18 protein-coding genes are annotated in these 24,005 nt (G+C 70.7%); 14 read left to right on the plus strand and 4 right to left on the minus strand.

Going from position 1 to position 24,005, the window contains the following annotated elements; genetic code table 11:
* Nucleotides 1-97 precede the first annotated feature (97 nt).
* From R2B38_RS34290 to R2B38_RS34325, 8 genes are all read left to right on the plus strand, one after another.
* Nucleotides 98-835: a GntR family transcriptional regulator gene (locus R2B38_RS34290; RefSeq protein ID WP_318021870.1), complete on the plus strand. Its 738-nt coding sequence runs from the start codon at nucleotides 98-100 to the stop codon at nucleotides 833-835.
* Nucleotides 836-1,063: 228 nt separating this feature from the next.
* Nucleotides 1,064-2,212, plus strand: coding sequence for an ROK family glucokinase (locus tag R2B38_RS34295; protein ID WP_318019688.1), 1,149 nt, complete (start codon nucleotides 1,064-1,066; stop codon nucleotides 2,210-2,212).
* On the plus strand, nucleotides 2,209-2,790 hold the full coding sequence (locus R2B38_RS34300) for a hypothetical protein (RefSeq protein ID WP_033279441.1): 582 nt from the start codon (nucleotides 2,209-2,211) through the stop codon (nucleotides 2,788-2,790). The genes R2B38_RS34295 and R2B38_RS34300 overlap by 4 nt, the downstream gene beginning before the upstream one ends.
* A 97-nt stretch (nucleotides 2,791-2,887) precedes the next feature.
* A complete protein-coding gene (locus R2B38_RS34305) occupies nucleotides 2,888-5,713 on the plus strand; it encodes a DEAD/DEAH box helicase (protein WP_318019689.1) in 2,826 nt (941 codons plus the stop codon).
* 944 nt (nucleotides 5,714-6,657) lie between these two features.
* Nucleotides 6,658-8,721 carry an SWIM zinc finger family protein gene (locus R2B38_RS34310; protein WP_411978600.1) on the plus strand — a complete coding sequence of 688 codons (2,064 nt, stop codon included), beginning with the start codon at nucleotides 6,658-6,660 and terminating at the stop codon, nucleotides 8,719-8,721.
* Between the two features lie 192 nt (nucleotides 8,722-8,913).
* Complete coding sequence (pcaC, locus tag R2B38_RS34315; protein WP_411978601.1) at nucleotides 8,914-10,203, plus strand: 4-carboxymuconolactone decarboxylase; 1,290 nt, start codon at nucleotides 8,914-8,916, stop codon at nucleotides 10,201-10,203.
* A gap of 93 nt (nucleotides 10,204-10,296) precedes the next feature.
* Nucleotides 10,297-10,932 carry an MBL fold metallo-hydrolase gene (locus R2B38_RS34320; protein ID WP_318019691.1) on the plus strand — a complete coding sequence of 212 codons (636 nt, stop codon included), beginning with the start codon at nucleotides 10,297-10,299 and terminating at the stop codon, nucleotides 10,930-10,932.
* A 30-nt stretch (nucleotides 10,933-10,962) separates the two neighbouring features.
* Nucleotides 10,963-11,742 (plus strand): exodeoxyribonuclease III, encoded by a 780-nt coding sequence (locus R2B38_RS34325; RefSeq protein WP_318019692.1) that lies wholly within the window; start codon nucleotides 10,963-10,965, stop codon nucleotides 11,740-11,742.
* 28 nt (nucleotides 11,743-11,770) lie between these two features.
* Here the strand turns inward: R2B38_RS34325 and R2B38_RS34330 are convergent, their stop codons facing one another.
* Entirely contained in the window at nucleotides 11,771-13,039 is a 1,269-nt protein-coding gene (locus tag R2B38_RS34330; RefSeq protein ID WP_318019693.1) for a lipase, read from the minus strand.
* Between the two features lie 147 nt (nucleotides 13,040-13,186).
* On the opposite strand from R2B38_RS34330, the gene R2B38_RS34335 reads away from it, so the two are divergent.
* The 5 genes from R2B38_RS34335 (at nucleotide 13,187) to R2B38_RS34355 (ending at nucleotide 16,884) form a co-directional block, all read left to right on the plus strand.
* On the plus strand, nucleotides 13,187-13,594 hold the full coding sequence (locus R2B38_RS34335; RefSeq protein WP_318019694.1) for a DUF6278 family protein: 408 nt from the start codon (nucleotides 13,187-13,189) through the stop codon (nucleotides 13,592-13,594).
* A gap of 113 nt (nucleotides 13,595-13,707) precedes the next feature.
* The gene (locus tag R2B38_RS34340) at nucleotides 13,708-14,451 is read left to right on the plus strand and encodes an amino acid ABC transporter ATP-binding protein (protein ID WP_318019695.1); all 744 of its coding nucleotides are present in this window, start codon (nucleotides 13,708-13,710) and stop codon (nucleotides 14,449-14,451) included.
* A 17-nt stretch (nucleotides 14,452-14,468) separates the two neighbouring features.
* Complete coding sequence (locus R2B38_RS34345) at nucleotides 14,469-15,374, plus strand: glutamate ABC transporter substrate-binding protein (RefSeq protein WP_318019696.1); 906 nt, start codon at nucleotides 14,469-14,471, stop codon at nucleotides 15,372-15,374.
* Nucleotides 15,375-15,385: 11 nt separating this feature from the next.
* Entirely contained in the window at nucleotides 15,386-16,030 is a 645-nt protein-coding gene (locus R2B38_RS34350; RefSeq protein ID WP_318019697.1) for an amino acid ABC transporter permease, read from the plus strand.
* On the plus strand, nucleotides 16,027-16,884 hold the full coding sequence (locus tag R2B38_RS34355) for an amino acid ABC transporter permease (RefSeq protein WP_318019698.1): 858 nt from the start codon (nucleotides 16,027-16,029) through the stop codon (nucleotides 16,882-16,884). The genes R2B38_RS34350 and R2B38_RS34355 overlap by 4 nt, the downstream gene beginning before the upstream one ends.
* Before the next feature lie 37 nt (nucleotides 16,885-16,921).
* Here R2B38_RS34355 and R2B38_RS34360 read toward each other — a convergent pair whose 3' ends face one another.
* Nucleotides 16,922-18,490, minus strand: coding sequence for a CocE/NonD family hydrolase (locus R2B38_RS34360; protein ID WP_318019699.1), 1,569 nt, complete (start codon nucleotides 18,488-18,490; stop codon nucleotides 16,922-16,924).
* Nucleotides 18,491-18,606: 116 nt separating this feature from the next.
* Nucleotides 18,607-19,362, minus strand: a complete 756-nt coding sequence (locus tag R2B38_RS34365) for a hypothetical protein (protein WP_318019700.1) — start codon at nucleotides 19,360-19,362, stop codon at nucleotides 18,607-18,609.
* 142 nt (nucleotides 19,363-19,504) lie between these two features.
* Between R2B38_RS34365 and ggt the strand changes: the two genes are divergently transcribed.
* Nucleotides 19,505-21,304, plus strand: a complete 1,800-nt coding sequence (gene ggt, locus R2B38_RS34370; RefSeq protein WP_318019701.1) for a gamma-glutamyltransferase — start codon at nucleotides 19,505-19,507, stop codon at nucleotides 21,302-21,304.
* Between the two features lie 87 nt (nucleotides 21,305-21,391).
* On the opposite strand, the gene R2B38_RS34375 is transcribed toward ggt, so the two are convergent.
* Nucleotides 21,392-23,917, minus strand: a complete 2,526-nt coding sequence (locus R2B38_RS34375; RefSeq protein WP_318019702.1) for an ATP-dependent Clp protease ATP-binding subunit — start codon at nucleotides 23,915-23,917, stop codon at nucleotides 21,392-21,394.
* Nucleotides 23,918-24,005 lie beyond the last annotated feature (88 nt).

Consider the following 24,005-nt stretch of genomic DNA (forward strand, 5'->3'; position numbering starts at 1 on the left):
CAATGCGTATGTCCGGACAATCGAACTACATCACTTCCCGTCAACCATTCACACAGCTACGCTCGGGCCCGTGCCGAAACCAGATGTGGACCCGACCGTGCCGCTCGAGCTCAGCGTGGACCGGAGCAGCCCGGTGCCGTTGTACTTCCAGCTGTCCCAGCAGCTGGAGGCCGCGATCGAACACGGCTCGCTGACCCCCGGCAGTCTGCTGGGCAACGAGATCGAACTGGCGGCCCGGCTCGGCCTGTCCCGGCCCACGGTCCGCCAGGCCATCCAGTCACTGGTCGACAAGGGCCTCCTGGTGCGCCGCCGGGGTGTCGGCACGCAGGTCGTGCACAGCCAGGTCAAGCGCCCGCTGGAACTCAGCAGCCTCTTCGACGACCTGGAGGCGGCCGGGCAGCGCCCCGCCACGAAGGTCCTCGTCAACGCCGTCGTGACGGCCTCCGCCGAGGTCGCGGCGGCGCTCGGCGTGGCCGAGGACAGCGACGTACACCGCATCGACCGGCTGCGCCTCGCGCACGGTGAGCCGATGGCGTACCTCTCCAACCACCTGCCGCTCGGCCTCCTCGACCTGGACACCGCGCAACTGGAGGCCACCGGCCTGTACCGGATGATGCGCACCGCCGGCATCACCCTGCACAGCGCCCGCCAGTCCATCGGCGCCCGCGGCGCCACGGCGGAGGAGGCCGAACGCCTCGCCGAGTCCGAGGGCGCCCCGCTCCTCACCATGCAGCGCACGACATTCGACGACACGGGTCGGGCGGTCGAATTCGGCAGCCATACGTATCGGCCGACGCGGTATTCGTTCGAGTTCCAGCTCCTCGTGCGTCCCTGAGCGGGCGGGTTCACCCGCCTTATTCGTCATAATGTCAGGACAAATAAACCGGGCTGCGTGCTTCCTGATCGAAGTGCCCTGAACGATTTATGCAGCGGGCCGCAACGAGGTCAGGGGCGCGGGGAACCGCGCGACCAGCCACGACGCACCCGCACCAGACAACGATCCGAACCCCCCTTCACGCCCCCGCACAGCACCCACGGTCACGGTGAGGCAGAATCGGGCCCGATGAGCACCTACGGCAACTTCAGCGCCCCCATAGGCTCCCGGCGTGCCCCCGCACTCCGCACCGTCGGCACCCGGGAGCGGCGTTCGCACCTGACGGCCCCCCGCGTGCCCACGGTCGGCATCGACATCGGCGGCACCAAGGTCATGGCGGGCGTCGTGGACGCCGACGGCAACATCCTGGAGAAGCTCCGCACGGAGACCCCGGACAAGTCCAAGAGCCCCAAGGTCGTCGAGGACACCATCGTCGAACTGGTCCTGGACCTCTCCGACCGGCACGACGTGCACGCCGTCGGCATCGGCGCGGCCGGCTGGGTCGACGCCGACCGCAACCGCGTCCTGTTCGCCCCCCACCTGTCGTGGCGGAACGAGCCCCTCAGGGACCGCATCACGAGCAGGCTCTCCGTACCGGTCCTGGTGGACAACGACGCGAACACCGCCGCCTGGGCCGAGTGGCGCTTCGGCGCGGGCCGCGGCGAGGACCACCTCGTCATGATCACGCTCGGCACCGGCATCGGCGGCGCGATCCTGGAGGACGGCCAGGTCAAGCGCGGCAAGTGGGGCGTCGCCGGCGAGTTCGGCCATATGCAGGTCGTGCCGAGCGGCCACCGCTGCGCGTGCGGCAACCGCGGCTGCTGGGAGCAGTACAGCTCCGGCAACGCGCTGGTCAGGGAGGCCCGCGAACTGGCCGCGGCCGACTCCCCGGTGGCCTACGGGATCATCGAGCACGTCAAGGGCAACATCGGCGAGATCACCGGCCCGATGATCACCGAGCTGGCCCGCGAGGGCGACGCGATGTGCATCGAACTGCTCCAGGACATCGGTCAGTGGCTCGGCGTCGGCATCGCCAACCTCGCCGCCGCCCTCGACCCCTCCTGCTTCGTGATCGGCGGCGGTGTCTCGGCCGCCGACGACCTGCTGATCGGCCCCGCGCGGGACGCGTTCAAGCGGCAGCTCACCGGCCGCGGCTACCGCCCCGAGGCCCGCATAGTGCGCGCCCAGCTGGGCCCCGAGGCCGGCATGGTCGGGGCCGCCGACCTGGCCCGGCTGGTCGCCCGCCGCTTCCGCCGCGCCAAGCGCCGCCGGGTCGAGCGGTACGAACGCTACGAGCGGTTCGCCGAGTTCCGCCGCGGCAGCCAGGACACGGCATGACCGCATCGCTGCCGCGTCAGGCCATGCCCCGGGACGAGCCGCCCCGACCACCCGAGGACCCCCGCCACAAGGCCCGCCGCCGGGCGATCACCCTGCTCATCATCGTGCTGCTCATCGGTGTACCGGCCGTCTACCTGGCGATCTCCGCCAACCAGAGCCGCAACAGCGGCAAGGACAAGGAGTACAAGTACTCGGCGACCGGACTCACCGTGGGCTGGCCCTCGAAGGTCCAGCGGCGCCTGTACCAGGTACCGGTCCCGCACCCGGCGGAGAAGGTCGCCTTCTACGAGACCAACAACTGGAAGACCAGCCGCCTCTACGTCCAGTTCGAGACCACCGACGCGGGCCTGGACACCTTCCTCGCCGGCATAGACGTCGACCGGAAGACGCTGAAGAAGAACGACGTCACCATCAGCGCCCGCGACCAGAAGATCACCGGCTGGAAGTTCACCGGCCCCGGCCCCTGGTGGGGCGTCGTCAACAAACAGAAGGACCCGGCCCCCACCCAGGACATCGTGGTGAACCTGTCCGACCCCAAGCTCCCCATGGTCTACGTCGTCTCCCGCACGGTTCCCTAGCAGGTCGCCCCGGCCGGTCGCCGGGGCCGATTGTCAGACCCCGCCCGTAGAGTCGAAGACAGCTGACACGACTGACGGGCGGGAGGTGACAGGACGTATGACGGACACGGCGATCACGGAGCAGATCTCCGTACGGCTGGCCGCCGTCTTCCTGCCGTCCCCGGTCGTCCCGCGCGAGGGCCGCGTCGCCTTCTGGGACCCGGACGGCGAGCGCGCACTCCCCGAAGCGGATGAGGGCGTGGAACAGACCGAGCTGACCGTCGTACGGCGACAGGGCGCCACGGTCCGCCGCAGGTCCGCCCCCGCGCTGACCCTGCCGATCGAAGCGGCGCTGCCCCTGCTGGTGCGCGCCCGCCGCGACCCCGCCGCCCATCCCGCCACGGCCTGCTGGGGCGCCGCCGCCCTGCACGCGCTGCGGCTCGCCGCCCGCGGCCGACTCCTCCCCGGGCTCACCGCGTCAGGCCACGACGCCTGGCGCGCGGGCCCGCTGGAGCCGGAGGACATCGCGCACGTCCGCGCGGTGGCGGCGGCGCTCCCGTACGAGGGCCACGCAGTCCCGCTGCCCGGCCCGGGCCCGCTGCGGCTGCCCGAGCCCGAAGCACTCATGCGCTCCTTCCTGGACGCGGTCGCGGACACCCTGCCCCGCACCCCGGCCGCGCCGTACACTTCCGGTCTGCCCTTCGCGGCCCGCGCGCCGCAGCGGCTGCGTGACGCCCAGGACTGGGCCGCGGAGGTCGCCGCCGGGATGGACGCGGGCGTGCGGATCTCGCTCCGCCTGGACCTGTCGGCGTACGACCTGTTCGACGACGGCGGCCGGGTGCGCAGCGCGGGCGCGGCGATCGTCCAGGTGCACAGCCTCGCCGACCCGACCCTCGTGGTCGACGCGGCGGCCCTGTGGGCGGGCACGGCGGACACCGCCTTCGGGCCCCGCGCGCGCGTAGACGCCGCGTTGGCCGTACGGCGGGCCGCGCGCGTGTGGCCACCGCTGGACCGGCTCTCCGAGCTGGACGTACTCGCCCTGTCCGAGGAGGAGTTGGGCGAGCTGCTCGGCGTGGCGGCCACGCGGCTCGCGGCGGCCGGGGTCGCCGTCCACTGGCCCCGGGACCTGGCACAGGACCTGACGGCGGCGGCCGTGGTGCGGTCGGCGCCGGGCTCCGCGACCGACGGCACGGGTTTCTTCGAGAGCGAGGAACTCCTGCAGTTCCGCTGGCAGTTGGCGCTCGGCGGCGACCCGCTCACCGAGGCCGAGATGGACATGCTGGCCGAGGCCCACCGCCCGGTCGTACGCCTCCGGGACCAGTGGGTGTTGGTCGACCCGGCCCTCGTCCGCAAGGCGCGCAAACGCGAACTCGGCCTGCTCGACCCGGTCGACGCGCTGTCCGTCGCGCTCACCGGCACGGCGGACGTCGACGGCGAGACGGTGGAGGCCGTCCCGGTCGGCGCGCTGGCCACGCTCCGCGACCGCCTGACGGCAGGCATCCAGCCCGCCGAGCCACCCCAGGGCCTGGACGCCACCCTCCGGGACTACCAACTCCGGGGCCTGGCCTGGCTGGACCTCATGACCTCCCTCGGCCTGGGCGGCTGCCTGGCCGACGACATGGGCCTCGGCAAGACGATCACCCTCATCGCCCTGCACCTGCGCCGGGCCCACCGCGCCCCCACCCTGGTGGTCTGCCCCGCCTCCCTCCTGGGCAACTGGCAGCGGGAGATCACCCGCTTCGCCCCCGGAGTCCCCGTCCGCCGCTTCCACGGCGCGGACCGCACACTGGAGGACCTGACCGGCGGCTTCGTCCTCACGACGTACGGCACGATGCGCTCGGCCGCGCCCACGTTGGCCCAACAGCCGTGGGGCATGGTCGTCGCGGACGAGGCGCAGCACGTCAAGAACCCGTACTCGGCGACGGCGAAGGCCCTGCGCACGATCCCGACCCCCGCGCGCGTGGCGCTGACCGGCACCCCGGTGGAGAACAACCTCTCCGAACTCTGGGCCCTGCTGGACTGGACGACCCCCGGACTGCTGGGCCCCCTGAAGTCCTTCCGCGCCCGGCACGCGCGTGCCGTGGAGAACGGCGAGGACGAGGAGGCGGTGACCCGGCTCGCCCGCCTGGTCCGCCCGTTCCTCCTGCGCCGCAAGAAGTCCGACCCGGGCATCGTCCCCGAACTGCCGCCGAAGACGGAGACGGACCACCCGGTCCCGCTCACCCGCGAACAGGCCTCGCTGTACGAGGCGGTGGTGCGGGAGTCGATGCTCGCGATCGAGACGACGGAGGGCATCGCCCGCAGGGGCCTGGTCCTGAAGCTCCTCACCTCCCTCAAGCAGATCTGCGACCACCCAGCTCTGTACCTGAAGGAGGACCACGCGGCAGCCCGGTCCCCCGGCGACCGCCTCACCGCCCGCTCGGGCAAACTCGCCCTGCTGGACGAGCTGTTGGACACCCTGCTGTCCGAGGACGGTTCCGCGATCGTCTTCACGCAGTACGTGGGCATGGCCCGTCTGATCACCGCCCATCTGTCGGCCCGCGCGGTCCCGGTCGAGCTGCTCCACGGCGGCACACCGGTGCCGGAGCGGGAGCGCATGGTGGACCGCTTCCAGGCGGGCGCGACCCCGGTCCTGGTCCTGTCCCTGAAGGCCGCGGGCACCGGCCTGAACCTCACCCGCGCGGGCCACGTCATCCACTTCGACCGCTGGTGGAACCCGGCCGTCGAGGAACAGGCCACCGACCGCGCCTACCGCATCGGCCAGACCCAGCCGGTCCAGGTCCACCGCCTCATCACCGAGGGCACGGTCGAGGACCGCATCGCCGACATGCTCGAAGCCAAGCGGGCGTTGGCAGACGCGATCCTCGGCTCCGGCGAGTCGTCGTTGACCGAGCTGTCGGACCGGGACCTGTCCGACCTGGTGTCGTTGCGGAGGCCGTCGTGACGGGGGGTGCGGGGCGGGGGCGGTTCCGCGGTACCGAGGAGTTTCGCCGTGGGGGTGAGGGCGCGGCGGGGAGCGAGGCGTCGGCGGAGGTGGAGGACGGGCGGGGGTTGGACGTGGCGTCGGTGGAGGACGAGCGGGCGGCGGACGTGGCGTCGGCGGAGGTGGAGGACGAGCGAGGGTCGGACGTGGCGTCGGCGGGAGAAGCGCCGGAGGCGCTGCGGGGCTCGGTGGACGACGCGGCGGGGGTGCGGGTGCGCTCGACGGGGGAGACGGCGGAGGCGGAGCGGCACTTGGCGGGGGAGGAGCCGCGGAGCTTGGCGGAAGACATGGCCGAGGTGCTGCGGGCCCTGGTGGTGAAGGGGGCACGGGGCGAGGTGTCCGGAGCGTCGGCGGTAGAAGTGGCGGAGGCGGAGCGGCAGTTGGGGGTGGAGAGGCTGCCGGGTCTGGCGGATGGAACGTCGGCGCGGCGGCAGCCTGAGGTGGAGGCATCACGAGACCTGACGGCATCGGAGAGCCCGGCGGAAGGAACGGCGGAGGTGCTGCGGGGAACGGATGCGTCGCAGGGCCCGGCGGAAGAAACGCCGGAGGTGCTGCGGGGAACGGAGGCGTCGCAGGGCCCGGTGGGCGAAACGCCGGACGGGCCACGGGATTTGGCGGGGGAGGAGCGTCCTGCGGACGTAGTGCGGCGGGCGTTGCAGGCGGCCCGTGATCGTGGGGGCCAAGGGGTGGATGCGGAGGTCGCCCGGCCCTCGGAGTCTTCTCGTGCGCCCAGGTCTTCTCACGTACAGGGCGCGGACCGTACGGCAGTTGACAACGCCTCCGAGCCCCACACCCGGCCGGGTGACGCGGCGCGGGCGGCGCTGCGACGGGCCGTCGCTGAGCGGCGCGCTGTCGGCGCCTCAGGGGAAGATGCCCACGCGCCGGGTGACGGTTCGGCCCAGGACGTGGCGGCGAGTAGCCCTGGCGGTGGCGCCGGACAAGGAACAGCGGACCGGCTGTGGGACCCGGCGCGGTCCGGGGTGGCCGTTCCGGACGCGGGAGTTGGTGAAACCGGCGAAGGTGAGACCGGTGAGGCAGGGCGGTCCGGGGACGCGACGGGGGACGAGTCGGCCGGCCTTCAGAGCGCGGTCACTCTTCAGAGCGCGGTCACTCTTCAGAGCTCGGCCACTCTTCAGGATCCGGCGGACGTTCAGGCGTCGGCGACCCTCCCGGACAGCGGTTCGGCACGGCCCGCGGATGCCGCGCGTGAGGCGTTGCGGGCGGCTCGTGGTGCGGCGCGGAAGGCTCGTGAGGACGTAGGGGGCGGGGGACGGGAGTCGGTACCTCGGTGGGGGCCTCGGGCGAGCGGCCGTTCCAGGGCCGAGGGGCGAAGTGGTGTGCGTGGGCGTGCCGGTGAGGTCGGAGCCCGTGAGCTACGGGACTTCCTCGCGGGAGCCTTCCGGTTGCCGGCCGAGGTGGAGTCGCCGGCCGACGTGACACCGCTCGCCGACGGGACCGCACCGGACAACGACCGTTCCGCACCGGGTAGTTCGCACTCCGAGGCGTTCACCCCGACGTCCGCCCCCACACCCGACCCCACCGAACACCCGTCACATCCATCGGCCACCTCACCCGAGCCGACCCCCGTCGACCCGACCTCTGTCCAAAACGCCAACTCCAACTCCCACTCCCACACCGCCTCTGACCCCTACCTCACTCCCGCAACCCCCCGAACCCCCACGACCATGGCCTCCCCCTCCCGAGACAGCGACCTGCGCCGCACCTTCCCCGCCTTCACGCCCCGGTCCTCTGAAAGGGACCCCCGGGACACCCGCTTCGCCGACACCTGGTGGGGCAACGCCTGGGTCACCGCGTTGGAGGAAGGCGCCCTGGATCCCAAGCGGCTTCTGCGGGGCCGGAGTTACGCGGAGAACGGACACGTCGACGCGATCACCGTCACGCCGGGGCTCGTGCTCGGGTACGTGCAGGGCAGCCGTGCGCGGCCGTACCGCGTGCAGGTGCGGTTGCGGACGCTGGACGACGCCGACTGGGAGCGGTTCCTGGACGCCGCCGCCGACCGGCCCGGGCACATCGCCGCGCTGCTCGACAAGGAGATGCCCAAGTCCCTTGCAGAGTGCGGAGTTTCCTTGCTGCCGGGTCCCGGCGACCTCTCCCCGCAGTGCAGTTGCCCCGACTCCGGGCACCCCTGCAAGCACGCCGCCGCCCTCTGCTATCAGACCGCCCGCCTCCTCGACGCCGACCCCTTCGTCCTGCTTCTGCTCCGCGGCCGGGGCGAACGCCCGCTCCTCGACGCCCTGTCGCGCCGTAACGCGGCCCGTGCGGCCCGCGCCGCCCAAGAGCAGGAACCGGCGCCCCTCCCCGGCGTAAGAGCCACGGATGTTCTCGTGGAGCGGGGGGACCGCCGACTGCCTCCGCTCCCGCCCCCGTTGCCCATGCCCCCGCATCCCGAGCAGCCGCCCGTGTATCCGGCCGCGCCCGGCGGCCCCGACCCCTTCGCGCTCGACCAGTTGGCGACCGACGCCGCCGCCCGCGCGTACGCCCTGCTCAGCACCGGCCGGGACCCCGTGGGCGGCCTGACGCTGTGGCAGGACGCGGTACGGCTCGCCGCGGCCCGACCCGGTTCGGGGCTGACCGTCACCACCCGCGCCCTCTACGCCTCCCTCGCCAAGGCCACCGCACGCACCACTGGCGAGCTGGCGCGCGCGGTCGCCGCCTGGCGGCAGGGCGGCATCGAGGGGCTCGCGGTGCTCGAAGAAGCCTGGGACCCACCGGCCGGCCGCTTCGACCGGGCCCGCCCGCTCCTCCTCGCTGCCGACCTCCCGGCCTTCCGCCCCTGGCGCAACCACCTCACCCACCCCCACGGCCACGTCCAACTCCGCCTGGGCCGCGACGGCTTGTGGTATGCCTACGAGTCCGAACCGGGCGACGAGGACTGGTGGCCCAGAGGCACCCCCGACCTGGACCCGGTCGGCGCACTCACGGGCCTGGGCGCGCCCGGCGACCTCTGAGCGGCCAAGGCACGACCAAGGAACCGCCGAGAAACCGCAGAGCGTTCCAGCGTGTCCTTCGACACAGCTCCACCGATATCCGGTGAAGGCGATGTGAGGGTTCCCCACGGATGTGTGCGAGCAGCATGCGGAGACCGGGGGCCCCACAGCCGGACCGTAAGAAACGGCGGTTACGTTGGAGCGGTGAGCGACATGAAGACCCCCGCCCTCCAGTACCGCTTCGACGGCCCCGAAGACGCGCCCGTTCTCATCCTGGGCCCGTCCCTCGGGACGACCTGGCACATGTTCGATCGCCAGGTCCCCGAGCTGGCGAAGCAGTGGCGGGTCTTCCGTTACGACCTGCCGGGCCACGGCGGCTCGCCCGCGCACCCGGCCGGCTCGGTCTCCGACCTTGCCGACCGCCTGCTGGCCACGCTCGACGCCCTCGGCGTGCAGCGTTTCGGCTATGCGGGCTGCGCGCTCGGCGGCGCCGTCGGCCTCGAACTGGTCCTGCGCCACCCGGAGCGCGTGGCCTCGCTGGCGCTGATCGCCGCCTCGCCCCGCTTCGGCACGGCGGACGAGTTCCGCCAGCGCGGCGTGATCGTACGGACGAACGGGCTCGACCCGATCGCCCGCACCTCGCCCGACCGCTGGTTCACCAGCGGGTTCGCCGCCTCGCAGCCCGCGATCACCGAGTGGGCCGTCCAGATGGTGCGCACCACCGACCCCGGGTGCTACATCGCCGCGTGCGAGGCGCTGGCCGCGTTCGACGTACGGTCCGAACTCGGCCGCATCGGCGTGCCGACCCTCGTCCTCGTCGGCTCGGACGACCAGGTCACCGGCCCCGCCGAGGCCCGCACCCTGGTCGCCGGCATCCCGGACGCCCGCCTCGCCGTCGTACCCGGCGCCTCGCACCTGGTCCCGGTCGAGCAGCCCGCGGCCGTGACCGACCTCCTCGTCCGGCACTTCTCCACCGCCTGGCAGCCCGCCTACGAGCACTCCACCGGGCAGTTCGCCATCGCGGCGACCCCGGTCAAGCCGGTCCTCGCCCCGCCGCCGCAGCTCGCGCCGATCGCCGAGATCGCGCCACCGCCCCCCGTACCGCCGCAGGTCATGGGCCGTCCGGACCCCTACGACGCCGGGATCAAGGTCCGCCGCGAGGTGCTCGGCGACGCGCATGTCGACCGGGCGCTCGCCCAGGCCGACGAGTTCTCCGGGGACTTCCAGGACTTCATCACCCGCTACGCGTGGGGCGAGATCTGGGACCGACCCGGCCTCGACCGGCGCTCGCGCAGCTGTGTCACCCTCACCGCGCTGGTCGCCGGCGGCCACCTGGACGAGCTGGCCTTCCACACCCGGGCGGCGCTGCGCAACGGCCTCACCCCGGCCGAGATCAAGGAAGTGCTGATGCAGGCCGCCGTGTACTGCGGGGTCCCGGCGGCGAACAGCGCCTTCAAGGTCGCCCAGCAGGTCATCCGCGAGGAGACGACCCCGACCGAGTGACCCCTGGCACCCGCACCGAACGATCTTCAGACGGGCACCGAAAGCACCAGCCTCACCCGCCCGTCCACCGTTCCGGCGCGGCAGGATGGACCCATGAAGCTCACCAAGAAGTCGCACGCCTGCATCCGTCTGGAGAAGGACGGCCGGACCCTCGTCATCGACCCGGGCACCTTCACCGAGGAGGACGCCACGGCTGGCGCGGACGCGATCCTGGTCACCCACGAGCACGCCGACCACTTCAACGAGGACCGGCTGCGGGTCGGCCTGGAGGCCAACCCGGCGGCCGAGATCTGGACCCTGAAGTCGGTCGCCGACCAGCTCTCCGCCGCCTTCCCGGGCCGCGTGCACACGGTCGGCCACGGCGACACCTTCACGGCGGCGGGCTTCGACGTCCAGGTGCACGGCGAACTGCACGCCGTGATCCACCCGGACATCCCGCGCATCACGAACGTCGGCTTCCTCGTCGACGGCGGCCGCGTCTTCCACCCGGGCGACGCCCTCACCGTCCCCGACCACACCGTAGAGACCCTGATGCTCCCGGTCATGGCCCCCTGGAGCAAGATCTCCGAGGTCATCGACTACGTCCGCGAGGTCAAGCCGCAGCGCGCCTACGACATCCACGACGCCCTCCTCACCGACCTCGCCCGGCCGATCTACGACATGCAGATCGGCGCGCTCGGCGGCGCGGAGCACCTGCGGCTGGCGCCCGGTGAGGCGGCGGACCTGTGAGTGTCAGACCCGTTCGGTAGGTTGTGGGGCATGCGCATCGCGACCTGGAACGTGAACTCGATCACCGCCCGTCTGCCGAGGCTCCTGGCCTGGCTGGAGAGCAGCGGCACCGACGTGCTGTGCCTCCAGGAGGCCAAACTGGCCGAGGCGCAGTTCCCGTTCGACGCGCTGCGCGAGGCGGGCTACGAGGCGGCGGTCAACGCGACCGGGCGGTGGAACGGCGTGGCGGTGCTCTCCCGGGTAGGGCTCGACGACGTGGTCAAGGGCCTCCCCGGAGACCCCGGTTACGACGGCACCGAGGAGCCCCGCGCCGTCGCGGCGACCTGCGGCCCGGTCCGCGTCTGGTCGGTGTACGTGCCGAACGGCCGCGAGGTGGACCACCCCCACTACGCGTACAAGCTCCAGTGGTTCGAGGCCCTCAGGGCGGCCGTCGCCGACGACGCGCAGGGCACCCGCCCCTTCGCGGTGCTGGGCGACTACAACGTGGCGCCTACGGACGACGACGTCTTCGACGTGGCCGCCTTCGAGGGCCTCACCCATGTCACCCCCGCCGAGCGCGCCGCCCTGACCGCCCTGCGCGGCGCGGGCCTGTCCGACGTGGTCCCCCGCCCCCTCAAGTACGACCACCCGTACACCTATTGGGACTACCGCCAGCTCGCCTTCCCGAAGAACCGCGGCATGCGCATCGACCTGGTCTACGGCAACGAACCGTTCGCGAAGGCCGTCACCGACTCCTACGTCGACCGCGAGGAGCGCAAGGGCAAGGGCGCCTCGGACCACGCGCCCGTGGTCGTGGACCTGGACGTCTGACCCGAACTCCGAAGAGCCCGCCCGCTGTTCAGCGCAGCGACGCGAACCACCGCACCACAGCCGCCGTCGCCGCCCGCTGGGACCCCAGGTGGCGGGAGCCGCCGTAGTCCGGAGTGCCGAGGTCGACCAGCGGGACTTCGACACCCCGGGCGCGGAACGACGCCTGGCAGTGCTCGCTGCTCCCGTTCACGGCCTGCTCGTCGCCCTCGGCGTAGTACAGCCGCACAGGTATCCGAGGCGTCCAGCCCGTGCACACCCCGTCGGTGACGCGCAGCGCGGCGGCCAGTCCGCCCGTCGGATGCGCGAGCAGCGCCCGCCCGTGCGCGGTGAGCAGCTCGTCCACGGTGTCCGGGGTCCTGGCCACGACCTCCTGCCCGGTGTGCGTGCCGTCCAACAGGCCCTCGATCGTGCGGGAGTACGGCGTCCGGAAGACCTCGCCGGGGCTGTCGTAGACGTGATGGAGCCGGTTGAAGGAGACGAGGGCCAGCGCGGTGTAGATGACGCCGTCCTTCGGGTCCGCGCGCCCGTCCAGCAGGGCTGGCAACGCCACGTCCCGGAAGGCGTAAGCGCCGCTGACCGGCGCCAACGCCCGGACCTGGAAGCGGGGGTCGGCCCCCTCCTCCAGGGCCCGCGCCAGTCCGAGCGCCGCCGAAGCCCCTTGTGAGAAACCGGTGATGAGCACGTCCCGCCCCAACTCCCGCCCCACGACGACGGGTGCGTAGGAATGCGCGGCCCGCAGCAGATCCAGCGCGGTGGTCGTCTCGGAGGGCACGTCCATCCACTGCTGCCGACCGGGGCCGAGGCCCAGGCCGAGGTAGTCCGGGAGGACGACGGCGAAGCCCGCCGACGCGTAGGTCAGCGCGGGTGCCTGGCTCCACACCTCGGTCGACACCGAGGCGACGTCACCCTTGAAGAGTTCGGTGCCGTGCGTGAACGAGACGGTGCGCAGCCGCCGTTCACCATTGCGCGGGAACGCCAGCAGCCCGCTGGCGGTGGTGGGCCGGCCCTTCGGATCCACCGTGCGGTACACGACCCGGTAGGTGTCGACGCCGTAGCGGACGGCCCCGGCGTCCCAGGCCCCGTCCTCGTCGCCTCTCAACTCGGCGGCCACCTCCCGCGCGGACAACGTCCGCAGACGCACCACCGACACCAGCCGCCCCCGCGCCGTATCGGGCGCTCCGTGCGCCGACGCGGACGCGACAGTCCCCGCCTCCACGGCCCCCGCGGACACCGAACCGCTCACCACCAGGGCGACGGTCACCGACGACAGCACCATCAACTTGCCTGTCCGATTCATACTGCGACCGTACGAAGCGGACATCGCGCCCACCATCCGGCCAACCCGCCCTCGGCAGAAGGGTTTTCCCCCTTCAGGGCCGGGTGCTGACACGCCACTCGTGACGCCCTGTGGTGCGTACGGCGGTACGAATGACACGCTGGGAGTATGAACATCCCTTTCCTGGGCAACCGGGGCGAGAAGCGCGCCGCGCACGACCCCGAGGGCATCGCCGAACCGCTGTCCGAGTGCGAACTGCTCCGTTCCCACGCGGCCCGGGAGGGAGTCCAACTCGACGACTCCGTGGGCTCGTTGGAGGCGCTCGACCAACTGGTGCCCCGCTGGCGGGACGACGAGGAGACCCTGTCCTGGCTCGGCAACGACGCCGGTCTGTATCTGGGGACGGTGATCGTGCGCACGGTGCCGGGCGCGGCCTGGGCGATCTGGCCGAACGGCCAGCCCGTCGTACGGCTCGACTCCGGGCGTGAGTTCGACGTCGTGGCCTCCGGGCACGAGTGGGCCGCCAGCGGTGTGCCCGAACTCTCGCAGCTGTACGCCGAGGTCGCGGAAGAGTAACGGCGGGCTTAAATACGGCTAATGCCCGAAAAGTGCGTGTCGTGCCTTAACTCCACTCTTGTCTGGATAGTTTGCGGCGACCACGACACAGCTGAGAGTGAGTAGGGCTGGGCATGGCCGTCGATCCGTTGATCGAACTGCGTGACGTCAACAAGTACTACGGGGAGCTGCATGTCCTGCAGGACATCAACCTCACCGTCGGCAAGGGGGAGGTGGTCGTGGTCATCGGCCCTTCGGGGTCGGGGAAGTCGACGCTGTGCCGGGCGATCAACCGGCTGGAGACCATCGAGTCCGGGACGATCGAGCTCGACGGGCAGCCGCTGCCCGAGGAGGGCAAGGCCCTCGCGAGGCTCCGCGCCGAAGTCGGCATGGTCTTCCAGTCCTTCAACCTGTTCGCCCACAAGACGGTCCTGCAGAACGTCTCGCTGGCGCAGATCAAAGTCCGCAAGCGGGGGCGCGAGGACGCGGACAAACGGTCGTTGGAGCTTCTCGACCGTGTGGGACTCGCCTCCCAGGCGCCCAAGTTCCCCGCGCAGCTCTCCGGCGGCCAGCAGCAGCGCGTGGCCATCGCCCGCGCCCTCGCCATGGAACCCAAGGCACTCCTCTTCGACGAGCCGACCTCGGCGCTCGACCCGGAGATGATCAACGAAGTCCTGGAGGTCATGCGGCAGTTGGCCCACGACGGCATGACGATGGTCGTCGTCACCCACGAGATGGGCTTCGCCCGCTCCGCCGCCAACCGCGTCGTGTTCATGGCCGACGGCCGCATCGTCGAGGACCGCACCCCCGAGGAGTTCTTCACCAACCCGCGCAGCGACCGGGCCAAGGACTTCCTGTCCAAGATCCTCAAGCACTGAGCGGGGGAGTGCGATCCATGTTCCGTACCACCCGTGTGCTCCTGGTGCTCATCCTCGCGCTGCTCGCGACCGCCTGCGGCAAGGAGGGCAGCCCGCCGGTCAAGGGTCCGGCCGCCGAGAAACTCCCCAACTACCAAGTGGCGCAAGGCTTTCAGCTGCCCGACTCCAAGACCTGGAAGCGGGCGAAGAAGCGCGGCTACTTCACCGTCGGCGCCAAGGAGGACCAGCCCTACCTCGGCGAGAAGGACCCCGCGACGGGCACCTACTCCGGCTTCGACATCGAGATCGCCAAGATGATGTCGGCCTCCCTCGGCTTCGCCCCGAAGACGATCCACTTCCGCACGATCGCCTCCGCCAACCGCGAAACCGCCCTGCAGAACGGCCAGATCGACTACTACGTCGGCACCTACACCATCAACGACATGCGCAAGAAGCTCGTCGGCTTCGCCGGCCCCTACTACATGGCCGGCCAGTCGCTCCTCGTCCGCACCGACGAGCACGACATCCACGGCCCGCAGGACCTCGCCGGCAAACGCGTCTGCTCGGCGGCCGGCTCCACGCCGTACCAGCGCATCAAGGACGACTACCCGAAGGCCCAACTCGTCGCCTACGACACGTACTCGGTCTGCGTCGACAACCTGCTCACCTATCAGGTCGCCGCCGTCACCACCGACGACGCGATCCTCATCGGCTACGCGGCGAAGGTCCCCGACCAGCTCAAGGTCGTGGGCAAGCCCTTCTCGAAGGAGCCGTACGGCATCGGAGTCCCGCACGGCGACAACGCCCTGCGGTTCGCCCTCGACGACGCGTTGGAGGCCCGTGAGAAGAACGGCGACTGGAAGAAGGCGTACGAGGCGACGCTCGGCCTGTCCGGAATGCCCGCGCCCACCCCGCCCGCGATCGACCGCTACCCGGCGAGCTGAGGGAGGCAGACGTGAACGTACTGACCGACAACTTCTCCACCTTCGGCGACGGCTTCCTCGGCACCGTCGAACTGACCGTCTACGCCTCGGTGTTGGCGCTCGTCCTCGGTTTCCTCATGGCCTCCTTCCGGGTCGCGCCGGTCGGCTCGCTGCGGGTGTTCGGCACGGTGTGGGTGACCGTGCTGCGCAACACCCCGCTGACCCTGCTGTTCTTCGCGGTGCTGCTCGGCCTGCCGCGCTTCGGACTCGTGCTGCCCTTCAAGGTGTTCGCGGTCCTCGCGCTCGGCTGCTACACCTCGGCGTTCATCTGCGAGGCGCTGCGCTCCGGCATCAACACCGTGCCCAGGGGCCAGGGAGAGGCTGCCCGCAGCCTCGGGATGTCCTTCGGGCAGAGCCTGAGCCTGGTCGTCCTGCCGCAGGCGTTCCGCTCGGTGATCCCGCCGGTCGGCTCCACGCTCATCGCCCTCGCCAAGAACTCGGCGATCGCCGGCGCGTTCAGCGTCACCGAACTCCTCGGCACCTACCGGACGTTGAGCGAACTCGGCTACAACATCGTCTGGACGTTCGTCTGGATCGCCGTCGGCTACCTGATCATCACCCTCGCCATCAGCGCGCTGTTCAACGTGCTGGAGCGGAAGTGGGGAGTCGCCCGATGACCACCGCCAACGCCCTCTACGACGTCCCCGGCCCCAAGACCCGCAAACGGCACCGCCTTTACGGCATCGCGTCCACGGTCGTCATCCTCGCGCTGCTCGGCTGGATCCTCTATCTCCTGTTCGACACCGACCAGTTCACGTACACGAAGTGGATGCCCTTCGAGTACAAGGGAATTCAGGAACTGCTGCTGCGCGGCCTCGGCAACACGCTCAAGGCCTTCGGGCTCGCGGCCGTACTGTCACTGGCACTTGGCACCCTGCTCGCCGTAGGGCGCCTCTCGGACCACCGGCCCGTGCGCTGGCTGTCAACGGTCGTCGTGGAGTTCTTCCGCGCCATGCCCGTCCTCGTGATGATCTTCTTCATCTTCGTGGCGCTCAAGGTGCAGCCGCTGCCCGCACTGGTCGCGGGCCTCACGCTCTACAACGGCTCGGTGCTCGCCGAGGTCTTCCGCTCCGGCGTCAACAGCGTCGAACGCGGCCAGCGGGAGGCCGCGTTCGCGCTCGGCATGCGCAAGGTCCACGTCATGTCGTACGTGCTTGTCCCGCAGGCCGTGCGGGCCATGCTGCCCGCGATCATCAGCCAGTTGGTGGTCGCGCTGAAGGACACCTCGCTGGGCTATCTGATCACCTATGAGGAGTTTCTCCATGCCGGGAAGCTGATCGCGTCGAACCTCGACTACGATTTGCCGTTCATCCCGGTGGTGATGGTGATCTCGCCGATCTACATCGGGATGTGCATGCTGCTCTCCTGGTTCGCCGGTTGGGTGTCCCGCCGGGAGCAGCGCAGTCCCAAGACCGGGGCCGTGGATGTGGCCCCGGCACAACCAGGGACGCTGCTGCCGCGGGTGCAGTAGTAGAGAGGGCACCTGCCCGTCCGGCGGCAGCCGGAGATCACTGCTCGCGCAGCGGGATCGACACGTACGACGGGTCGTTCGCGGGCGAGGAGAAGGTCAGCTGCGCGCCGGTCGGGTTGTGCTCGATGTAGAGCGGGTCGACCGTGTCGACGACCAGGGCGAGATGATGCCCTGCCGGGACGTCGTAGGCCGTGGAGAACAACTCCAGGTCCACACCGAACGGTTGGCCGGGCTGCTGCCCGTGCCAGGTGTACGGCGCGTTGCTGACCAGCTTGCCGAGGCCGAGCGGGCCCACGTCGTAGAGGTACGCGACGAGGGTGCCGCTCTCCTTGGTGTCCGTGACCGTGGTGTGCAACTTCACCGTGCCGCGCACCTGTTGGGCGCTGGCGTACTTCCCCGACTGCCATACGGCGGCCCAACGGCGTGGAAGCAGCGGGACGTACGCGAGCGGCGGCACCTGCGCGACCTGGTCGAGGATGCTGGAGAGGAAGACGATCCCGCCGTCGGCGCCCGAGTCGATGTTGGTGTGGATGGTGGTCGTGCCCGCGAGGTCGATCTTCTTCCGGGTCGCGCCGACCGACTTCCAGTCCGGATAGCCCTCGTACCCGCCTGCCGTACGGGACTTGAGCTCCACCGGCTGCTCACGGTTGACGCCGTTGTCCGCGCCCTTGAGGTAGTGGTCGAACCAGCGCTCGGTGTCCGTCCACACGTCGTTGGGCAGCCCGAACAGTCCGGTAAGCTCGGCGGTGGCGTGGTCGCCGGGGCGGAGTTCGAGCCGCTTGGGGCCGGTCAACTTGCCGTAGAAGTCGGCGATTTGGTTGGGCGGGAAGATCGTGTCGCCCCAGGCGTTGGCGAGCATGATCGCCGCGCCGTTCTTGTTGATCTGATCGAGGTAGGTCGCGGGGGAGCGTTCCTTCCCCCAGTCGATCAACTCCTGTTCCTTGGACAGGTCGGCGGCGAAGAAGTCCTTGAAGACCTGGCTCGTCTCCGCGCTCGGGCGGCCGGTGACGAGGCCGACGCCGTCCAGCAGGGCGGTCGCCTGGGAGTGTTCGGTGCGGCCCGAGTAGATCGAGTCGATCAGGTCCGCCCAGCCGCTGAGTGAGGCAACTGCCTTGATCCGCTTGTCGTGTGCCGCCGCGAGCAGGCTGATTCCGGCGCCGTACGACACGCCCGCCATGCCGATGTGCCCCGCGTCGGACGGGGTGTTGGCGAGCGCCCAGTCGATGACCTTGGACGCGTCGGCCACGTCGGCCGGGCCGCCGACCTCGATCCCGCCGCCGGACTGCCAGAAGCCGCGGACGTTGTAACTCACCACCACATAGCCGGAGTTCGCGAGTTTCTCGGCCTGGGCCAGGTACTGGACCTGGGGGAATCCCCAGCTCGTGGGCAGCACGAGGAGCGGGTAGTCGTGCGAGCCGTCCGCGCCCGCGGGCGTCACGACGTTCGCCGCGAGCTTCGTTCCGCCGTCGCCGGTGATGTCGACGAACCGGACGCCGTTCGTGGCGGCCTGCGCGGTGGGGGCGAGTCCGAAGGCGCCTCCGGCGATCAGGGTCGCGGAGACGGCGCCCACCGCGGTCGTACGCAGGGCCTGGCGACGGTTTCGCACGGGTCACTCCTCACACGTGTCAATGCAAAGTGACCCGACGGTAACCGCAGCCCTTTACCTGAGGTAACCCGTGGGTAAGTTACGTGCCAGTAACGATTGTTGAAGTGTGTGTGACTTCAGGAGGCGCGGTGCGAACTCCGTGGCGCCGGTGCAGGTAGGGGGGTCTCCGCGGCCCGCGTCACATCGGCGACCAGCTCCACCACATCGGGGCCGTACGCCTGCGAGTTGACCACCTTCAGCAGCAGGACGAAGGTGTTGCCGCCGTGTTTGCGGGCCAACTTCTCATGGTTGCGGGCGAGATAGCGGGACGCCGCCTGGTTGGTGATCGCGCGCTGACCGCAGAAGAGGAACACCGGCCGCGCGCCGCCCAGTTGACCGGCGGTGAGGCGGGCGAGGAGGACGTACTCGCCCTTGCCGGGCTCAAGTCGGTAGCGCTCGCTGCCTATTTGGAACGCGCCCCGGTCCGGCCCCGGTTCGGGGTCGACGTTGACGCGGATGCCCGGGAGCAGGGACGCCAGATGCGCGGCCATGCGGCGGTTGGAGGACGGGCCGCCCACACAGAACTCGGTGCGTTCGCCGAAGCCCTGCTGGGCCGCGTCGTGCGCGACGACCTGGGCGTGCGCGTTGCAGTCCTTGATCAGGGCGGCGAGTTCGAGCAGCGCGAACACGTCGTGCCGCACCACCGAGAGTTCGGCACCGCCCGCCTCGCGGTTCACCACGAGCAGCGACTCGGAGTTGTCGGGCAGCCCGAAGAACGCCTGCTTGCGCCGGAGTTTGCGCTTCCACAGATAGGTGCGGGCGAGCCAGCCGAGCGCGGCGCTGATGCCCGCGGCGGCCAGGCCCAGAACGATGTTGCGCACGTCGTCATTCATGGGCGCGCATGTTAGCGGCCCAGCGTGGCTGGTACGTACCGGTGTTCGACGTGTGGCACTCGTGTGACAGTGGCGCGAGGTGGTCTGTTGGGGCCATGGCGATGTGGCTACGCTGCGCGGACGGTCCTGACTGGAGGTACGGATGCGTCGCCCTGTCGCACGGAAACTGTCGGTCCTGGCGGTGTCGGCCGCCATGGTGTCGGTCGGGGCGGCGGCTCCACCGGCAGCAACGAGCAGCACACCGGCGAAGGTTCCGGTCGCGGTCGGCTACGGCGGCGCGGTCGCGAGCGTCGACGCGGACGCCACCGCCGCCGGTATCGAGGTCCTGAAGAAGGGCGGCAACGCGGTCGACGCGGCCGTCGCCACCGCCGCCGCGCTCGGCGTCACCGAGCCCTATTCCTCCGGCATCGGCGGAGGCGGCTACTTCGTCTACTACGACGCCAAGTCCCGTACGGTGCACACCATCGACGGCCGCGAGACCGCGCCGCTGAGCGCCGACTCCAACCTGTTCGTGGAGAACGGCAAGGCCCTCTCCTTCGCCGACGCCGTCACCAGCGGCCTCAGCGTCGGCACCCCGGGCTCGCCCGCCACCTGGCAGACGGCGCTCGACCAGTGGGGCAGCGAGAAGCTCGGCACGGTGCTGAAGCCCGCCGAGCGGATCGCCAGCGACGGCTTCACGGTCGACGACACCTTCCGCAGCCAGACGGCGTCCAACGAGACCCGCTTCCGCTACTTCCCCGACACCGCCAAGCTGTTCCTGCCGGGCGGACAGCTCCCCGTCGTCGGCTCCACCTTCAAGAACCCCGAACTCGCCAAGACCTACAAGGAGTTGGCCAAGAAGGGGATGGGCGCGATCTATCACGGCGACCTCGGCAAGGACATCCTCGCCACGGTCAACCAGCCGAAGGTGGACCCGAGTTCGGGCTACAACGCCCGCCCGGGCAAGCTGACCGCCAAGGACCTCGCCGTGTACCGCGCCAAGCTCCAGGCGCCCACGAAGACCTCGTACCGCGGACTCGGTGTCTACTCCATCGCGCCCTCCTCCTCCGGCGGCACGACCGTCGGCGAGGCCCTCAACATCCTTGAGAAGACGGACCTTTCGAAGGCCAGCGAGGTCCAGTACCTGCACCACTACATCGAGGCCAGCCGGATCGCGTTCGCGGACCGGGGGCGCTGGGTCGGCGACCCCGCCTTCGAGGACGTACAAACGAAGGAACTCCTCTCGCAGAAGTTCGCCGACTCGCGCGCCTGCCTCATCAAGGACGACGCGGTCCTCACCAGCCCGCTCGCGCCGGCCGACCCGCGCAACCCGACGCCCTGCACCGCCAAGGGAACGGCCGCGCCGACGACGTACGAGGGCGAGAACACCACGCACCTCACCGTCGCCGACAAGTGGGGCAATGTCGTCTCCTACACGCTCACCATCGAGCAGACCGGCGGCAGCGCGATGACCGTGCCGGGCCGTGGCTTCCTGCTCAACAACGAGCTGACCGACTTCTCCTTCACCCCGGCCAACCCGGCCGTCCACGACCCGAACCTGCCCGGCCCGGGCAAGCGCCCGCGCTCGTCGATCTCGCCGACGATCGTCCTCGACAAGAACAACAAGCCTGTGGTGGCGCTGGGTTCACCCGGTGGCGCGACCATCATCACGACCGTGCTGCAGACCCTCACGGAGTTCCTGGACCGGGGGCTTCCGCTGGTCGACGCGATCGCGGCGCCTCGTGCCAGTCAGCGGAACGCGGCCACGACTGAGCTTGAACCCGCGCTCTACAACAGCGACTTGAAGACGCAGCTGCAAGCGATTGGGCACTCGTTCACTCTTAACCCGGAGATCGGGGCGGCGACTGGTGTGCAGCGGCTGCCGGGTGGGAAGTGGTTGGCGGCGGCGGAGACGGTTCGGCGGGGTGGGGGGTCCGCGCAGGTGGTGGATCCGGCTCCGTAGTTCTCGGTCTGCGGGGGCGTGGGGGCTGGTCGCGCCCACGCGGCGGAGCCGCAAATCGACACTGCCCCGCGCCCCTTAAAGGGCGCCTCACTGAGCGGTGCTTGACTGGTTCTGCCTGTTGAACGCCAAGTGATCGCCCTCTGCGTCCACCGTCACCTGATCTCCCTCCGCGACCGTGCCGTCGAGAAGCAGTCGTGACAGCTGGTTGTCGACCTCGCGCTGGATGGTGCGGCGGAGTGGGCGGGCGCCGTACTCGGGTTGGTAGCCCTGGCGGGAGAGCCAGTCGACGGCCGGGTCCGTGAACGTGACCGTGATGCCCTGTGCGTGCAGGAGGCGGCGGGTGTGTTCGAGCAACAGCTCGGTGATCAGGCGTAGTTGCTCGGCGGTGAGTTGGCGGAAGACGACGATCTCGTCGATGCGGTTGAGGAACTCGGGGCGGAAGTGCTCCCGCAGGGGGCGCAGGATCTGTTCGCGCCGGGCCTCCTCGTCCGCGTCGGCGCCGCCCGGGCCGAAGCCGATGCCGGCGCCGCGCCGGGTGATCGCCTCGGAGCCGAGGTTGCTAGTCATCACGATCACCGTGTTGGTGAAGTCGACCGTCCGGCCCTGCGAGTCGGTCAACCGGCCGTCGTCCAGCACCTGGAGCAGGATGTTGAACACGTCCGGGTGCGCCTTCTCGACCTCGTCGAGCAGGAGCAGCGAGTACGGGTGTCGGCGTACCACCTCGGTGAGTTGACCGGCTTCCTCGTGGCCGACGTAGCCGGGCGGGGCGCCGACGAGACGGCTGACGGTGTGCCGTTCCTGGTACTCGCTCATGTCCAGGCGGACCATGCGGTCCTCGCTGCCGAACAGGGCCTCGGCGAGCGCACGGGCAAGTTCCGTCTTGCCGACGCCGGTTGGGCCCAGGAAGAGGAAGCTGCCGATCGGCCGGTCGGGGCTCGCCAGGCCGGCGCGGGAGCGCAGCACCGCGTCCGACACGACCCGTACCGCCTCCTCCTGGCCGACGACCCGCCGGTGCAGATGCTCCTCCAGACCGAGCAGCCGGTCCTTCTCCTCCGCCGTGAGACTGCTCACCGGGATACCGGTCTGGCGGGACACGACCTCGGCGATCGCCTCGCCGGTGACCTCCAGGTTCTGTCCCTCGTCGCCCTGGTCCTCGCCGCCGGCCTCGGCCAGCCGTACCTTCAACTCGGCGATACGGTCGCGGAGTTGCGTCGCCTTCTCGTAGTCCTCGTCGGCCGCCGCCTGGTCCTTGTCCCGGGCGAGCTGCTCCATCTCGCGCTCCAGCGCCCGTACGTCCGTGCCCTTCGTGCGGGCCCGCAGCCGTACCCGGGCACCGGCCTGGTCGATCAGGTCGATCGCCTTGTCGGGGAGCCGGCGGTCGGTGAGATAGCGGTCGGACAGTTCCACGGCCGCCACCAACGCCTCGTCGGTGTAGCGGACTTGGTGGTGAGCCTCGTAGCGGTCGCGCAGGCCGCGCAGGATCTCGATCGCGTCCGGGACGGACGGTTCCGGCACGAGGATCGGCTGGAACCTGCGGGCCAGCGCCGCGTCCTTCTCGATCCGGCGGTACTCCTCAAGCGTCGTAGCGCCCACGATGTGCAACTCGCCGCGTGCCAGGGCCGGTTTGAGGATGTTGCCGGCGTCCATGGAGCCGCCCTCGCCGCCTCCGCCCGCGCCGACCACGGTGTGCAACTCGTCGATGAACACGATCAGTTCGTCCGAGTGGGCGCGGATCTCGCCGACGATGTTCGTCAGCCGCTCCTCGAAGTCGCCGCGGAAACGGGTGCCCGCGACGACGCCGGTCAGGTCGAGGGCGACCACGCGGCGGCCGACCAGCACGTCCGGGACATCGCCGTCGGTGATGCGCTGCGCGAGGCCCTCCACGATCGCGGTCTTGCCTACGCCCGCGTCGCCGATCAGCACCGGGTTGTTCTTGCCGCGCCGGGACAGCACCTCGATGGTCTGCTCGATCTCCTCGTCGCGGCCGATCACCGGGTCGATACGGCCGTGGCGGGCCAGGTCGGTGAGGTCGCGGCTGTACTTGTCGAGGGTGGGGGTGGTGGTGGGGCGGGGCTGGTCGGGATGGGCGGTCTGGATGCCCTCCGGGGTCTCGGGTGGCAGGCCCGTGGGGGAGTAGCGGGCCGCGTTCAGGATGTGGCCGGCGGCGGAGTCCGGGTTCGCGGCGAGCGCGCCCAGGACGTGTTCGGGGCCGATGTATCCGGTGCCGCCCGCTCTTGCCAGGTCGTGGGCGTCCAGGAGGGCGCGTTTTACGGCGGGGGTGAGGGCGAGGGACGTGCCGTCCGGGGTGTGGGCGGGTCCCGAGCGCTCGTCGATCTCCGCGGCGAGGGAGTCGGGGTCCGCGCCTGCCCGCGTGAGGAGGCCGCGGGTGGGCTCCGCGGAGAGGGCGGCGCGGAGGAGGTGCTGGGTGTCGAGGTCGTGGCTGCCGTGTTCCGCGGCGTACTGGGCGGCGCCTTTGACGAGGTCCCTGGCCGGTTGGCTCAGTAGGCGGCCGATATCCACGTGCCGTGGGCCGGGTGGGGCTGATCCTCCGAAGAAGCGGGCCAGGAACTCGCCGAAGGGGTCGTTTTCGGGGTCTGTGTAGCCGCTGGTCATCAATCCACCATGGCACGGGGCACTGCGTGGGGCATGTGCAGGTTTGGGGGGATTGCGGTTGGTTTTCGGGTGCAAGTGCGTTGTGGCT

Source organism: Streptomyces sp. N50 (genome assembly GCF_033335955.1).
Taxonomy (GTDB): Bacteria; Actinomycetota; Actinomycetes; order Streptomycetales; family Streptomycetaceae; genus Streptomyces.

Bases quoted from the DNA above. Each gene is read 5' to 3' on its own strand.
- R2B38_RS34295 (WP_318019688.1), top strand. From the start codon at position 1,064: ATGAGCACCTACGGCAACTTCAGCGCCCCCATAGGCTCCCGGCGTGCC.
- R2B38_RS34300 (WP_033279441.1), top strand. From the start codon at position 2,209: ATGACCGCATCGCTGCCGCGTCAGGCCATGCCCCGGGACGAGCCGCCC.
- R2B38_RS34305 (WP_318019689.1), top strand. From the start codon at position 2,888: ATGACGGACACGGCGATCACGGAGCAGATCTCCGTACGGCTGGCCGCC.
- pcaC (WP_411978601.1), top strand. From the start codon at position 8,914: ATGAAGACCCCCGCCCTCCAGTACCGCTTCGACGGCCCCGAAGACGCG.
- R2B38_RS34320 (WP_318019691.1), top strand. From the start codon at position 10,297: ATGAAGCTCACCAAGAAGTCGCACGCCTGCATCCGTCTGGAGAAGGAC.
- R2B38_RS34325 (WP_318019692.1), top strand. From the start codon at position 10,963: ATGCGCATCGCGACCTGGAACGTGAACTCGATCACCGCCCGTCTGCCG.
- R2B38_RS34330 (WP_318019693.1), bottom strand. From the start codon at position 13,039: ATGAATCGGACAGGCAAGTTGATGGTGCTGTCGTCGGTGACCGTCGCC.
- R2B38_RS34335 (WP_318019694.1), top strand. From the start codon at position 13,187: ATGAACATCCCTTTCCTGGGCAACCGGGGCGAGAAGCGCGCCGCGCAC.
- R2B38_RS34340 (WP_318019695.1), top strand. From the start codon at position 13,708: ATGGCCGTCGATCCGTTGATCGAACTGCGTGACGTCAACAAGTACTAC.
- R2B38_RS34345 (WP_318019696.1), top strand. From the start codon at position 14,469: ATGTTCCGTACCACCCGTGTGCTCCTGGTGCTCATCCTCGCGCTGCTC.
- R2B38_RS34355 (WP_318019698.1), top strand. From the start codon at position 16,027: ATGACCACCGCCAACGCCCTCTACGACGTCCCCGGCCCCAAGACCCGC.
- R2B38_RS34365 (WP_318019700.1), bottom strand. From the start codon at position 19,362: ATGAATGACGACGTGCGCAACATCGTTCTGGGCCTGGCCGCCGCGGGC.
- ggt (WP_318019701.1), top strand. From the start codon at position 19,505: ATGCGTCGCCCTGTCGCACGGAAACTGTCGGTCCTGGCGGTGTCGGCC.
- R2B38_RS34375 (WP_318019702.1), bottom strand. From the start codon at position 23,917: ATGACCAGCGGCTACACAGACCCCGAAAACGACCCCTTCGGCGAGTTC.